The sequence below is a fragment of the Romboutsia sp. LXY-2 genome (genome assembly GCF_056171995.1).
The window spans coordinates 1-15,162 of the sequence record NZ_JBKFGI010000026.1; the positions used below are offsets into that span (position 1 = coordinate 1).

Consider the following 15,162-nt stretch of genomic DNA (forward strand, 5'->3'; position numbering starts at 1 on the left):
TTAATAAACTCTATAGCTGTAGAAGAAGGATTAAGATTCGCAATAAGAGAAGGTGGAAGAACAGTAGCATCAGGAGTTGTTGCTTCTATAGTAGAATAATTTCTACATTCCAATTCTAGTATTTAACATATAAAAAAGAGGGGGTATATACTCCTCTTTTTTTTAACAGCGAAAGTACAAAAACATTGACACGCCTATTATTTTGTGATAACTTATACAAGGTAATGATTCAGGAAGGTAATAGTGCTTTAAATAACCATTTTTTAGCACTATATAACAATATATATTATTGTATTTATAAAGTTGGAGGTGTAGCAGATGAGAGTTAAAGTAACTTTAGCATGTACAGAGTGTAAGCAAAGAAACTACAACACTACAAAGAACAAAAAGAATAACCCAGACAGAATAGAATTACAAAAATATTGTAGATTCTGCAAGAAGCATACTACTCATAAAGAAACAAAATAGTTTTTTATAAGGATGTGAGTAAGAATGACTGCCCAAGCAAATCAAGGGGCTAAAACTAAGAACAAATTCCGTTTAGGTACTTATATAAAGGAAACTAAGCAAGAATTAAAAAGAGTTAGTTGGCCTACTAGAAAAGAATTACTAAAAAACACAGGAGTGGTTTTAACTGTAGTTATTTCATCTACTATATTAGTATGGGCTATAGATAGTGTATTATCTGGTGCACTAAAACTAATACTAAAATAGAGAAAAAGGAGAAAATATAATGTCAGAATTACAAGAATCAAGATGGTATGTTGTACATACTTATTCGGGACATGAAAATAAAGTTAAAGCTACGATAGAAAAAGCTGTAAAAACTAGAGGTATGGAAGACTGCATAACACAAGTTGTTGTTCCAACAGAGGATGTAGTCGAAACTACTAAAACTGGTAAAGAAAAAACTAGACAACGTAAAGTATTCCCAGGTTATGTCTTAGTTAAGATGGTAATCACAGATGAATCTTGGTATGTTGTAAGAAATACTAAGGGGGTTACAGGCTTTGTAGGACCTGGTTCTAAGCCGGTACCATTAAGTGAAGAAGAAGTTAAAGCTATGGGCATAGATGCAGTTGCTCCTAAATTAGCAAGTGATGACATCGACTTTGAAGTTGGTGATACAGTTGAGGTTGCTAAAGGACCATTTAGTGGACAAGTAGGAACTGTTGAAGAAATTAACCTGGAAACAAAAGAAGTAAAAGTGTGCATAAGTGCATTTGGCAAGAAGACTCTATTTGTAGTAGAGTTTGACGGCATAGAGAAAATATAAAAAAAGATACAGGAAATAATCTGAGGAGGTGCGATCCAAATGGCTAAAAAAGTTATAGGTCAAATAAAATTACAAATACCTGCAGGTAAGGCAACACCAGCACCACCAGTTGGTCCAGCATTAGGACAACACGGTGTTAACATAATGGGATTCACAAAGGAATTCAACGCTAAAACTGCAGATCAAGCTGGGATGATAATACCAGTTGTTATAACTGTATATCAAGATAGATCATTCAGTTTCATAACAAAAACTCCACCAGCTGCAGTATTATTAAAGAAAGCTGCTGGATTAGATTCAGCTTCTGGAGAACCTAACAAGAAGAAGGTTGCTACATTATCTTCTGCTAAGGTAAGAGAAATAGCTGAATTAAAAATGCCTGACTTAAACGCTGCATCAGTAGAAGCTGCTATGAGCATGATAGCTGGTACTGCAAGAAGTATGGGTATCGTTGTAGAAGACTAATTTTAAATTAGACACTTCTTTTTAGAAGTGGGAGGTTGAAAAACCGAAATTAACCACGAGGAGGAAAATAAAATGGCTAAAAAAGGTAAAAAATACGTTGAAGCTTTAAACAAAGTAGATAGAACTAGATTATATGATGCATCAGAAGCTTTAGGATTAGTAGTTGAAGTTGCTAATGCTAAGTTTGATGAAACTGTAGAAGCTCATATAAAGTTAGGTGTTGACTCAAGACACGCTGACCAACAAGTAAGAGGTGCGGTTGTATTACCACACGGAACTGGTAAAACTAAGAGAGTTTTAGTTTTCGCTAAAGGTGCTAAAGCTGCTGAAGCAGAAGCTGCTGGAGCAGATTTCGTAGGAGCTGAAGACTTAGTTCAAAAAATACAAGGTGAAAACTGGTTTGAATTTGATGTAGTTGTTGCTACTCCTGATATGATGGGTGTAGTTGGTAGATTAGGTAGAGTATTAGGACCTAAAGGTTTAATGCCAAACCCTAAGTCTGGAACTGTAACTTTCGATGTAGCTAAAGCTATAGACGAAATAAAGGCTGGTAAAGTTGAATACAGATTAGACAAGACTAACATAATACACGTTCCAGTAGGAAAAGTATCTTTCGGTGCTGAAAAGTTAACTGAAAACTTTGCTGCTTTAATGGACGCTGTAGTTAAGGCTAAGCCATCTGCTGCTAAGGGACAATACTTAAGAAGTGTTACTGTAGCTTCTACTATGGGACCTGGAGTTAAGATGAACCCAGCTAAAATATCAGAATAATAAAAACTATTGACATAGATAAACAAAAATGTTAATATAACTTTTGTTGATATAAAAAAGAATAGATTTGCCGTAGACAGTAGGTGCTTTAAGCTTAATATCCTACCGAGGTTTTAGATAAATTGAAATTACTAAAGCTTTTGGTGTCTGTTAAATGATATTAAAAGCTTTTTTAAATGAAATTGCGGCGAATACTAAACCTATTAGGTGAAGGAGGTGCACGTTTAGATGAGACAAGCTGTGGAATTAAAATCACACGTTGTAGCTGAAATAGCTGAAAAGTTACAAAAATCATCTGCTGCTGTTGTAGTTGACTACAAAGGATTAACAGTTGAAGAAGTAACTGAATTAAGAAAGAAAATGAGAGAAGCTGGTGTTGAATACAAAGTTTACAAGAACACTTTAGTAAGAAGAGCTGCTAAAGAAGTTGGTATAGAACAATTCAATGACGAGTTATTAGTAGGAACTAACGCGATAGCATTCGGATACGAAGATCCAGTTGCTCCTGCTAGAATATTAAAAGAATTTATGGATTCTCATCCAAAAATGCAATTAAAGATGGGGGTTGTAGAAGGAGAATTCTACAACGAAACTCAAATAGTTGAGTTCGCTAACATACCATCAAGAGAAGTACTTCTTGCAAAATTACTTGGAAGCTTAAAGGCTCCAATGTCAAACTTCGCATACTTATTAGATGCGATGATAAAGAAACAAGAAGCTTAATTGTCGATTTAGAAAATATTGATAAAGTTACTAAGATAGCTTAATCATTAAATTAAAAATTATTAAACAAAAAAATTCGGAGGTGCTAAAAATGACAATAGAACAAATATTAGAAGCTATAGAAAACATGAAAGTTTTAGAATTAAATGAATTAGTTAAAGCTGCTGAAGAAAAATTCGGTGTATCTGCTTCAGCTCCAGTTATGATGGCTGGTGCTGCTGCTGGTGGAGCTGCTGAAGAAAAGACAGAATTCGACGTAGTATTAGCTGGTGCTGGTGCTTCAAAAGTTGGAGTTATAAAAGCTGTTAGAGAAATAACTGGATTAGGATTAAAAGAAGCTAAGGAATTAGTTGATAACGCTCCTAAGGCTGTTAAAGAAGGAGTTTCTAAAGAAGAAGCTGACCAAATGAAAGAAAAGTTAGAAGCTGCTGGAGCAACTGTAGAAGTTAAGTAGTTTTCTATAAAAGATGTCCTATTGGACATCTTTTTTATTCACTAGATGAAGGAAGTCAAAAGACTTCCTTTTTTTATGAAGACTAGAGATTGCGGGTATTTTGAAGTAGAGAATTTTGAAGAAATATGAATAAATTTGAAAAAAACTTTAAAAAATAAAAAATATGTAAAAAAAGTGGAATTTTAGATTGGTATTTTGTGCATAATAAATAATGCATATTTTACGCGGTTAACATAAATAATACATAGTTTATTGAATTACTATAACTTACATATTGAAAAATACTTGACATTATGATAAAATTATGAGATGCGTTAGAATGAACTATGGTTTTATTTTTAATTATTGAGAGGTGAAAAGTGAATGCCACATCCTGTCACGATAGGTAAAAGAACTAGAATGAGCTTTTCTAAGATAAAAGAAATAGCTGATGTACCAAATCTTATAGAACTACAAGTAGATTCTTATAAGTGGTTTATTGAAGAAGGTTTAAAAGAAGTATTTGAAGATATTTCTCCAATAGAAGATTACACTGGTAATCTTATATTAGAGTTTGTTGATTACTCTTTAGACGATAAACCTAAATATGACATAGAAGAATGTAAAGATAGAGATGCTACATATTGTGCACCTCTAAAAGTAAAAGTAAGACTTATAAATAAAGAAACTGGTGAAATTAAAGAGCAAGAAGTATTTATGGGTGACTTCCCATTAATGACAGAAAGAGGAACTTTCGTTATAAATGGTGCAGAAAGAGTTATCGTAAGTCAATTAGTTAGATCTCCAGGCGTTTATTATGCCCAAGAAAGAGATAAAACAGGAAAAAGATTAATATCTTCTACTGTTATACCTAACAGAGGGGCATGGTTAGAATACGAAACAGATTCTAATGATGTTATATCTGTAAGGGTAGATAGAACTAGAAAACAACCAGTTACAGTTTTATTAAGAGCTTTAGGAATAGGAACAGATGCGGAAATAATCGAACTTCTAGGAGAAGACGAAAGATTAGCAGCTACATTAGAAAAAGATAATACAAAAACTGTTGAAGAAGGTTTAGTTGAAATTTACAAGAAATTAAGACCAGGCGAGCCTCCTACTGTAGAGAGTGCATCTTCACTGTTAAATGCATTATTCTTTGATCCGAAGAGATATGATTTAGCTAAAGTTGGTAGATATAAGTTTAATAAAAAACTTGCTTTATGCTACAGAATAATGAATAAGATTTCAAATGAGGATATAATAAATCCTGAAACTGGAGAAGTATTCGTTAAGGCTGGGGAAAAGATAAGCTACGAAATAGCTAAAGCAATACAAAACAGCGGAATAAATGTAGTTAATTTATTAGTTGATGAAGAGAAGAATGTTAGAGTTATAGGAAATAACTTTGTTGACATTAAATCTCATATAAGTTTTGACATAGATGAATTAAACATAAAAGAAAAAGTTCACTATCCTACATTAAAAGAAATAATAGATGAGTATAGTGATGAAGAAGAAATAAAAGAAGCTATAAAGTCTAGAATGAAAGAGCTTATACCAAAGCATATATTATTAGACGATATAATAGCATCTATAAACTATGAGTTTAACATATTCTACGAAATAGGTAATATAGATGATATAGACCACTTAGGAAACAGAAGAATAAGATCTGTTGGTGAGTTATTACAAAACCAAGTAAGAATAGGTCTATCAAGAATGGAAAGAGTTATAAAAGAAAGAATGACAGTTCAAGATATGGAAGCTATAACGCCTCAAGCGTTAGTTAACATAAGACCTGTTGCTGCTGCGATAAAAGAGTTCTTTGGTAGTTCTCAGTTATCACAGTTCATGGATCAAACAAATCCATTATCTGAATTAACTCATAAGAGAAGATTATCTGCATTAGGACCAGGGGGTCTTTCGAGAGAAAGAGCCGGATTCGAAGTGCGTGACGTTCACCATTCTCACTACGGTAGAATGTGTCCTATAGAGACTCCAGAAGGACCAAACATCGGTCTTATAAACTCTTTAGGAACTTATGCAAAGATAAATGAATTTGGATTCATCGAGTCTCCTTACAGAAAATACGATAAGGAAGCTGGAAGAGTTACAGATGAAATACATTACTTAACTGCTGATGAAGAAGATTTATTCATAAGAGCCCAAGCAAACGAACCGTTAAGTGATAATAATGAATTCGTAAATGCGAGAGTTGTATGTAGAACAAAGCATGGTGCAGTTGAACTAGTACCAGCACAAAGTGTTGACTACATGGATATATCTCCTAAGCAAGTTGTGTCTATAGCAACAGCTATGATACCTTTCTTAGAAAATGATGATGCCAACAGAGCCCTAATGGGATCAAACATGCAGCGTCAAGCAGTACCATTAGTTAGAAGAGAAGCTCCGATAATAGGTACAGGAGTAGAATATAGAGCAGCTAAAGATTCAGGAGCTGTTGTTGTTGCTAAAAATGCTGGTATAGCTGAAAGAGTAACGGCAGATGAAATAATAATAAAAAGAGAAGATGGAAACAGAGATAGATATAAATTACTTAAATTTAAACGTTCTAACTCTGGTACTTGTATAAACCAAACACCTATCATAAACAAAGGTGAAGTAATTCAAGCAGGAGATGTTATAGCGGATGGACCAGCTACAGACTTAGGTGAAGTAGCATTAGGAAGAAACTGTTTCATAGCATTCATGACTTGGGAAGGTTATAACTACGAGGATGCCATTTTAATAAATGAAAGACTAGTTAAAGAAGACAGATTATCAACAATTCATATAGAAGAATATGAATGTGAAGCTAGAGATACTAAGTTAGGACCTGAAGAAATAACTAGAGATATACCGAATGTTTCTGAAAGTGCTGTTAAAAACTTAGACGATAGAGGAATAATCAGAATAGGTGCTGAAGTAGATTCAGGAGATATATTAGTAGGTAAAGTAACTCCAAAAGGAGAAACTGAGCTTACAGCTGAAGAAAGATTACTTCGTGCAATATTCGGAGAAAAAGCAAGAGAAGTTAGAGATACTTCACTTAAAGTACCTCATGGTGAATCTGGTATCATAGTTGATGTTAAAGTGTTCACTAGAGAAAATGGAGACGATTTATCTCCAGGAGTTAACGAATTAGTTAGATGTTATATAGCTAAGAAGAGAAAAATAAAAGTTGGAGATAAGATGGCCGGACGTCATGGTAATAAAGGGGTTATATCTAGAGTATTACCTGAAGAAGATATGCCGTTCATGGAAGACGGAACTCCGCTTGATATAGTTCTTAACCCACAAGGGGTACCATCTCGTATGAACATCGGACAGGTTCTTGAAGTTCATTTAGGTCTTGCAGCTAAATCTTTAGGATGGCATGTTGCTACATCAGTATTCGATGGAGCGAAAGAACATGACATAAGAAAGGCATTATCAGCGGCAGGATATCCTGAAGATGGTAAGTTAACATTATACGATGGTAGAACTGGTGAAACTTTCGATAACAGAATAACAGTTGGATACATGTACATGTTAAAACTACATCACTTAGTTGATGATAAGTTACATGCAAGAAGTACTGGACCATACTCATTAGTTACTCAACAGCCGCTAGGTGGTAAAGCACAATTCGGTGGACAAAGATTCGGGGAGATGGAGGTTTGGGCTCTAGAAGCATACGGAGCTGCTCACATACTTCAAGAAATACTTACTGTTAAGTCAGATGACGTTGTAGGACGTGTTAGAACTTACGAAGCAATAGTTAAGGGTGAAAATATACCTGAACCAGGAATACCAGAATCATTCAAGGTTCTTATAAAAGAACTTCAAAGTTTATGCTTAGATGTAAAAGTATTAACTGAAGAAGATCAAGAAATAGAAGTAAGAGAATCACTAGACTTAGATGACACAGTAAGTGAATTTGAGTTAGATGTTATAGATAACATGGAAGAAGTAGAAGAAAATCATATAATAGAAGAAATCGAAGACGATTTCAAAGAAGATGAAGATATAGATAGCTTAGATTTCGAAGAAGACATAGTTTATGAAGAAGAAGAAGAAGAAGAAGAAGTAGACTATGCTAATGACGAAGACTTTGATATGTAGTAATTTTTTTATTAATGAAATCTCAAATAGAAGGGAGAGAACTCCTTGTTTGAACTAAACAATTTCGAGTCGATAAAAATAGCTTTAGCTTCTCCAGAGAAAATAAGACAATGGTCTAGAGGAGAAGTAAAAAAGCCTGAAACAATAAATTACCGTACTTTAAAGCCTGAAAAAGATGGTCTATTCTGTGAAAGAATATTTGGACCTCAAAAGGACTGGGAGTGCCACTGTGGTAAATACAGAAGAGTTAGATACAAAGGTGTAGTTTGTGATAGATGTGGGGTAGAAGTAACAAAAGCTAAAGTAAGAAGAGAAAGAATGGGACATATAGAGCTAGCAGCTCCTATGTCTCATATCTGGTACTTCAAAGGTATACCAAGTAGAATGGGTCTTTTACTTGATATGTCACCAAGATCTTTAGAAAAAATATTATACTTTGCTTCATACGTAGTAATTGATGCTGGTGAAACAGGATTAAATCCAAAGCAATTATTAACTGAAAAAGAATACAGAACTGCTGTTGAAAAGTACGGATATGGTACTTTCACTGTAGGAATGGGTGCTGAAGCAGTTAAGCAATTATTACAAAACATAGACCTAGAGCAAGAAAGTAAAGAGTTAAGAGCTGACTTAAAAGACAGCACTGGACAAAAAAGAGTTAGAACAATAAGAAGATTAGAAGTAGTGGAAGCTTTCAAAAAGTCTGGTAACAAGCCAGAATGGATGATATTAGATGCTATCCCTGTAATACCACCAGATTTAAGACCTATGGTACAACTTGATGGTGGAAGATTTGCAACTTCTGACTTAAATGATTTATATAGAAGAGTTATAAATAGAAATAACAGATTAAAGAGATTATTAGAACTTGGAGCACCTGACATAATCGTAAGAAATGAAAAGAGAATGCTTCAAGAAGCTGTAGATGCTTTAATAGACAATGGTAGAAGAGGTAGACCTGTTACAGGACCTGGTAATAGACCGCTTAAGTCATTATCAGATATGCTTAAAGGTAAGCAAGGACGTTTCCGTCAAAACTTACTTGGTAAGCGTGTTGACTACTCAGGACGTTCTGTTATAGTTGTTGGACCAGAACTTAAATTCTATCAATGTGGTCTTCCTAAGAAAATGGCTCTTGAATTATTCAAGCCATTTGTTATGGATAAACTAGTTAAAGAGGGATATGCACACAACATAAAGAGTGCTAAATCTATAGTTGAAAAAGTTAAGCCGGAAGTATGGGATGTTCTTGAAGATGTTATAAAGAGCCATCCAGTTCTACTTAACCGTGCCCCTACTCTGCATAGATTAGGTATCCAAGCATTTGAGCCAGTACTAGTTGAAGGTAAAGCTATAAAGCTTCATCCACTTGTATGTACAGCATACAATGCCGACTTCGATGGTGACCAAATGGCGGTACACGTACCTTTATCAGTAGAAGCACAAGCTGAAGCAAGATTCTTAATGTTATCTATAAATAACATACTTGCTCCTAAAGATGGTACACCAATAACAACTCCTTCTCAGGATATGGTTCTTGGATGTTACTACTTAACAATAGAAGAACAAGATTATGCTCCAGGACAAGGTACGATATTTAAGGACTTCAACGAGTTATTACTTGCATACCAAAACAAAGCAGTTCATCTTCACTCTAAAGTTAAGATGAGAATTGTTCTTAAAGATGGAAGAAGTTCTTTAGTTGAAAGTACAGTTGGTAGATTTATATTCAACGAAAATGTACCTCAAGACTTAGGATTTGTAGACAGAAATGAAGATCCATTCGGACTTGAAGTTGACTTCTTAGTTGACAAAAAGTCTCTTGGGAAAATAATAGATAAGTGTTTCAGAAAACATGGAAATACTGAAACTGCTATATTACTTGACCACATAAAGGCTCTAGGATTTAAATATTCTACAGTTGGTGGTATGACAGTTGCGGTTGCAGATATGACTATACCTGAAGCTAAAAAAGCATTCATAAAATCAGCAGAAGAAAAAGTTGATAAATATGAAAGAGCTTATAGAAGAGGTTTAATATCTAATGAAGAAAGATATGAGAGAGTTATAGAAACTTGGTCAGAAACTACTGAAAAAGTTACAGACGCTCTGATGGCTGGACTAGATAGATTAAACAACATATATATAATGGCACATTCAGGAGCCAGAGGTTCTAAGAACCAGATAAGACAGTTAGCTGGTATGCGTGGTCTGATGGCCAATGCATCTGGTAAAACAGTTGAGGTTCCAGTTAAATCTAACTTCCGTGAAGGGTTATCAGTAATGGAATACTTCACATCATCACATGGTGCTAGAAAGGGTCTTGCCGATACAGCGCTTCGTACTGCCGATTCAGGTTACTTAACAAGAAGACTTGTTGATGTCAGTCAAGATGTTATAGTTAGAGAAGTAGATTGTGGTACTGTTGATACAACAGAAGTACTTGCAATAAGAGATGGAAATGAAATAATAGAAGAATTATACGACAGAATGGTAGGAAGATATACTATAGATGCTATAGTAAATCCTAATACTGGTGAAGTTTTAGTTGAAGCTGATGCTATGATCCAAGAAGATGATGCTGAAGCAATAGTTAAAGCAGGAATTGAAAAGGTAAATATCAGAACTGTTCTTAACTGTAAGACTAACCACGGAGTATGTTCTAAGTGTTATGGTAGAAACTTAGCTACAGGTAAAGAAGTTAATATAGGTGAGGCTGTTGGTATAATAGCTGCTCAATCTATCGGTGAACCGGGTACACAGCTTACAATGCGTACATTCCATACAGGTGGGGTTGCCGGAGGAGATATAACTCAAGGTCTTCCAAGGGTTGAGGAATTATTTGAGGCTAGAAAGCCAAAAGGATTAGCTATAATAACTGAAGTTACTGGTAGAGTTGAAATAGACGAAACTGGAAAGAGAAAAGAAGTAGTTGTAGTTCCTACAGTAGGAGAAGAACAAGTATACGCTATACCTTACGGATCAAGAATAAGAGTTAAGCAAGGTCAAATGATCGAAGCTGGTGATCCTTTAACTGAAGGTTCAATAAACCCTCATGATATAGTTAGAGTAAAAGGAATTGGCGGAGTACAAGAATATATAGTAAAAGAAGTACAAAGAGTTTATAGAATGCAAGGGGTTGACGTTAACGATAAGCATATAGAAGTTATAGTAAGACAAATGCTATCAAAAGTTAAGGTTGAAGATCCGGGAGATACAGATTTATTACCAGGTGGTTATGAAGATGTATTAACATTCAATAAGAGTAATGAAGATGCAATAGAACAAGGTTTAAGACCTGCTGTTGCTAAGAGAGTGCTACTTGGTATAACTAAGGCATCTCTTGCTACAGAATCATTCTTATCTGCTGCTTCGTTCCAGGAAACAACAAGAGTATTAACAGAAGCTGCTATAAAAGGAAAAGAAGACCACTTAATAGGTCTGAAAGAAAATGTTATAATAGGTAAGTTAATACCAGCTGGAACAGGTATGAAGAGATATAAGAACATAGCTGTTGAAAAGATTCAAGACTAATTATTTGTAGAAAATAAAGAAATCTTGACATGAAATAGTTCTGGTGTTAAAATGTAAAAGTGTGTGATTTGGAAGATTGATAAAATTAAGTTTTTAAGCAATCTTCCAATACGCATTTTTAATAAAAAAGAACTAGCAGCACCAAACCGAAGTGTGCTAAGACCACATTGATTGTGTGTTATAAACTATTAATTGTAATTTGTTAAATTGCAATGTATACTCAATATTACTTGAGTAGTTGGCGGTCATTTAAGATCGAAAATTAAAAGAAGGAGGTGCCGATGATGCCAACAATTAACCAATTAGTTCGTAAAAGTAGAAAAGCAATAGAAAAGAAATCTACTGCTCCAGCATTACAAAAGGGATACAACTCTTTAAACAAAAAAACTACTGATGCAAGTGCTCCACAAAAAAGAGGAGTTTGTACTTCAGTAAAGACAGTTACTCCTAAGAAACCTAACTCAGCTTTAAGAAAAGTTGCCAGAGTTAGATTAACAAATGGTATAGAAGTTTCTGCTTATATACCAGGAGAAGGACACAACTTACAAGAGCATAGTGTTGTTCTTATAAGAGGTGGTAGAGTGAAAGATTTACCAGGGGTTAGATACCACATACTAAGAGGTACATTAGATACTGCAGGTGTTGATAAGAGAATGCAAGCTAGATCTAAGTACGGTGCTAAGAGACCTAAAGCTGCAAAGAAATAATAAACTAATAAACTAACAATCGATTATAGTTCGGTGCTTTAAATATATATAAATATTTACGGCATCACGGCATATTAAAAATATGTTGAGTACCTATGATTTAAGATTAAATAATTAAGGAGGGAAGTAAAATGCCAAGAAAAGGTAATGTTCCAAAGAGAGAAGTTTTACCAGATCCGATGTACGGAAGTAAGGTAGTTACGAAATTAATAAACAATTTAATGATAGATGGAAAAAAAGGTAAGTCTCAAACAATAGTTTATGATGCTTTCGCTATGATAGCTGAAAAAACTGGAGAAGACGCTTTAGAAGTATTCAACACAGCTATGGAAAACATAATGCCAGTGTTAGAAGTTAAAGCTAGAAGAGTTGGTGGAGCAAACTACCAAGTACCTATAGAAGTTAGACCTGAAAGAAGACAAACTTTAGGTTTAAGATGGTTAGTAAACTATACTAGAGCTCGTGGAGAAAAAGGTATGGTTGAAAAGTTAGCTAAGGAAATAATGGACGCAGCTAACAACACAGGAGCTTCTGTAAAGAAGAAAGAAGATACTCATAAGATGGCAGAAGCTAATAAAGCATTTGCTCACTACAGATTCTAATAATATAGGATATATTGATACCTTACAAAGGGCATCATAAGGAGGAGAACCATGGCTAGAAAGTTTCCTTTAGAAAGAACTAGGAACATAGGAATCATGGCTCATATAGATGCAGGGAAAACTACTACTACAGAAAGAATCCTGTTCTATACTGGGCAAACTCATAAAATAGGAGAAACTCATGAAGGAGCTTCTCAAATGGACTGGATGGAGCAAGAGAAGGAGAGAGGTATAACAATAACTTCTGCTGCTACTACTGCTGCTTGGAAAGACCATAGAATAAACATAATAGATACACCAGGACACGTCGACTTCACTGTTGAAGTTGAAAGATCTCTAAGAGTTCTTGACGGTTCAGTTGCAGTATTCTGTGCTAAAGGTGGGGTTGAACCTCAATCTGAGAACGTATGGAGACAAGCTGATAACTACGGAGTACCTAGAATGGCATTCGTAAATAAAATGGACATCATGGGTGCAGATTTCTACAATGTTGTACAAATGATGAAAGATAGATTAGCTGCTAATGCAGTACCAGTTCAATTACCAATAGGTAAAGAAGATTGGTTAGAAGGTGAAGTTGACCTTGTAGAAATGTGTGCTCACATCTACAAAGATGACTTAGGAAAAGAAATAGAAAAAACTGAAATACCTGAAGATATGAAAGAATTAGCTCAAGAGTGGAGAGAAAAGCTTATAGAAGCTGTTGCTGAAACTGATGAAGAGTTAATGATGAAGTACCTTGAAGGTGAAGAATTTACAGTTGAAGAAATAAAGACTGCTATAAGAAAAGCTACTATAGCTTGTGAAATGAACCCAGTATTCTGTGGATCTGCTTACAAGAACAAAGGTGTTCAGTTATTATTAGATGGTGTTGTTGATTACTTACCAGCTCCTACTGATATAGCTGCTATAAAAGGTATATTAGAAGATGGTGAAGAAGCAGAAAGACATTCTTCTGATGAAGAACCATTCTCAGCTTTAGCATTCAAAATAATGACTGACCCATTCGTTGGGAAATTAGCATTCTTCAGAGTTTACTCTGGGGTAATATCAAGTGGATCTTACGTTTTAAACTCTACTAAGAACAAGAGAGAGAGATTAGGACGTATACTACAAATGCATGCTAATACTAGAGAAGAAATAACTGAAGTATATGCAGGAGATATAGCTGCTGCTGTTGGATTAAAAGATACTACTACTGGAGATACATTATGTGATCCAGCTCATCCGATAGTACTTGAAACTATGGAATTCCCTGAGCCGGTTATATCTGTTGCTATAGAGCCTAAGTCAAAAGCTGCTCAAGAAAAGATGGGTGTTGCTCTTCAAAAGTTAGTTGAAGAAGATCCAACTTTCAGAGTTAGAACTGACGAAGAAACAGGACAAACTATAATATCAGGTATGGGTGAATTACACTTAGAGATAATAGTTGATAGATTATTAAGAGAATTCAAAGTTGAAGCTAACGTTGGTGCTCCACAAGTTGCTTACAGAGAAACTATAACTCAACCAGTAGATATTGAGTACAAGTACTCTAAGCAATCAGGTGGTAGAGGACAATATGGTCACGTTAAGATCAGAGTTAACCCTCAAGAACCAGGTGCTGGATACAAGTTTGAAAACAAAACTGTTGGTGGATCTGTTCCTAAGGAATATGTTGGACCAACTGATGCAGGTATACAAGGAGCTATGGCTTCAGGTGTAGTTGCTGGATTCCCAGTTGTTGACGTTGCTGTTGAATTATATGATGGTTCTTACCATGATGTCGATTCATCAGAAATGGCATTCAAAATGGCTGGATCAATGGCTATGAAAGAAGCTTTAAGAAAAGGAAATGCTGTATTACTTGAGCCTTACTTCAAAGTTGAAGTTGTTACTCCTGAAGATTACATGGGAGACGTTATGGGTGGATTAAACTCTAAGAGAGGTTTAATACAAGGTATGGAAGCTAGATCTGGTGCACAAGTTATAAATGCATTCGTTCCACTTTCAGAAATGTTTGGATACTCTACAGAATTAAGATCTTCTACTCAAGGTCGTGCAACTTACACTATGATATTTGATCATTATGCACAAGTTCCAGCTTCAGTTGCTAAGAAAATAGCTGAAGGAAAATAATAATTAATTTAATATTAATTAACATAAATTTAAAAAATAGTGAGGTGAGGTAATCCTCACCTTACATAAAAAATATATATAGGGAGGTATTTCAAAATGGCTAAAGCTAAATTTGAAAGAAATAAACCGCACGTTAATATAGGAACTATAGGTCACGTTGACCACGGTAAAACTACATTAACAGCTGCTATAACTAAAACATTATTCGATAGATATCAATTAGGAGAAGCTGTAGACTTCGCTAACATAGATAAGGCTCCAGAAGAAAGAGAAAGAGGGATCACAATCTCTACTGCTCACGTTGAATACGAAACTCCAAACAGACACTACGCTCACGTTGACTGTCCAGGACATGCTGACTACGTAAAGAACATGATAACAGGTGCTGCTCAAATGGATGGTGCTATATTAGTATGTTCAGCTACA

The 15,162-nt window shown here is 34.9% G+C and carries 14 protein-coding genes and 1 other annotated feature; all 14 genes read left to right on the top strand.

What is annotated here, in order from left to right; translation table 11 throughout:
* The coding region (locus ACI48P_RS21725; protein WP_475219539.1) for an EF-Tu C-terminal domain-related protein at positions 1-99 on the top strand (99 nt) is incomplete at its 5' end.
* Positions 100-318: 219 nt separating this feature from the next.
* Positions 319-468 carry a 50S ribosomal protein L33 gene (rpmG, locus tag ACI48P_RS21730; RefSeq protein ID WP_003421192.1) on the top strand — a complete coding sequence of 50 codons (150 nt, stop codon included), beginning with the start codon at positions 319-321 and terminating at the stop codon, positions 466-468.
* A 24-nt stretch (positions 469-492) separates the two neighbouring features.
* Positions 493-714, top strand: coding sequence for a preprotein translocase subunit SecE (secE, locus tag ACI48P_RS21735; RefSeq protein ID WP_475219570.1), 222 nt, complete (start codon positions 493-495; stop codon positions 712-714).
* Positions 715-733: 19 nt separating this feature from the next.
* Positions 734-1,276: a transcription termination/antitermination protein NusG gene (gene nusG / locus ACI48P_RS21740; RefSeq protein ID WP_475219572.1), complete on the top strand. Its 543-nt coding sequence runs from the start codon at positions 734-736 to the stop codon at positions 1,274-1,276.
* A 39-nt stretch (positions 1,277-1,315) separates the two neighbouring features.
* Positions 1,316-1,741 carry a 50S ribosomal protein L11 gene (gene rplK / locus ACI48P_RS21745; protein WP_475219573.1) on the top strand — a complete coding sequence of 142 codons (426 nt, stop codon included), beginning with the start codon at positions 1,316-1,318 and terminating at the stop codon, positions 1,739-1,741.
* A gap of 72 nt (positions 1,742-1,813) precedes the next feature.
* Positions 1,814-2,512, top strand: a complete 699-nt coding sequence (gene rplA / locus ACI48P_RS21750; RefSeq protein WP_475219575.1) for a 50S ribosomal protein L1 — start codon at positions 1,814-1,816, stop codon at positions 2,510-2,512.
* A gap of 52 nt (positions 2,513-2,564) precedes the next feature.
* Positions 2,565-2,695 (top strand) — a sequence feature (ribosomal protein L10 leader region).
* Between the two features lie 45 nt (positions 2,696-2,740).
* Positions 2,741-3,235, top strand: coding sequence for a 50S ribosomal protein L10 (rplJ, locus tag ACI48P_RS21755; protein ID WP_475219577.1), 495 nt, complete (start codon positions 2,741-2,743; stop codon positions 3,233-3,235).
* Between the two features lie 91 nt (positions 3,236-3,326).
* A complete protein-coding gene (gene rplL / locus ACI48P_RS21760; protein WP_475219578.1) occupies positions 3,327-3,689 on the top strand; it encodes a 50S ribosomal protein L7/L12 in 363 nt (120 codons plus the stop codon).
* Positions 3,690-4,052: 363 nt separating this feature from the next.
* The gene (gene rpoB / locus ACI48P_RS21765) at positions 4,053-7,775 is read left to right on the top strand and encodes a DNA-directed RNA polymerase subunit beta (RefSeq protein WP_475219580.1); all 3,723 of its coding nucleotides are present in this window, start codon (positions 4,053-4,055) and stop codon (positions 7,773-7,775) included.
* 45 nt (positions 7,776-7,820) lie between these two features.
* Complete coding sequence (gene rpoC, locus ACI48P_RS21770; protein ID WP_475219582.1) at positions 7,821-11,309, top strand: DNA-directed RNA polymerase subunit beta'; 3,489 nt, start codon at positions 7,821-7,823, stop codon at positions 11,307-11,309.
* Between the two features lie 284 nt (positions 11,310-11,593).
* Positions 11,594-12,016: a 30S ribosomal protein S12 gene (gene rpsL, locus ACI48P_RS21775; protein ID WP_122641129.1), complete on the top strand. Its 423-nt coding sequence runs from the start codon at positions 11,594-11,596 to the stop codon at positions 12,014-12,016.
* 131 nt (positions 12,017-12,147) lie between these two features.
* The gene (gene rpsG / locus ACI48P_RS21780; protein ID WP_475219584.1) at positions 12,148-12,618 is read left to right on the top strand and encodes a 30S ribosomal protein S7; all 471 of its coding nucleotides are present in this window, start codon (positions 12,148-12,150) and stop codon (positions 12,616-12,618) included.
* A 51-nt stretch (positions 12,619-12,669) separates the two neighbouring features.
* Positions 12,670-14,736 (top strand): elongation factor G, encoded by a 2,067-nt coding sequence (fusA, locus tag ACI48P_RS21785; RefSeq protein ID WP_475219586.1) that lies wholly within the window; start codon positions 12,670-12,672, stop codon positions 14,734-14,736.
* A 96-nt stretch (positions 14,737-14,832) separates the two neighbouring features.
* Positions 14,833-15,162, top strand: a 330-nt coding sequence (locus ACI48P_RS21790) for a GTP-binding protein (protein ID WP_475219588.1), incomplete at its 3' end; no start/stop codon positions are given.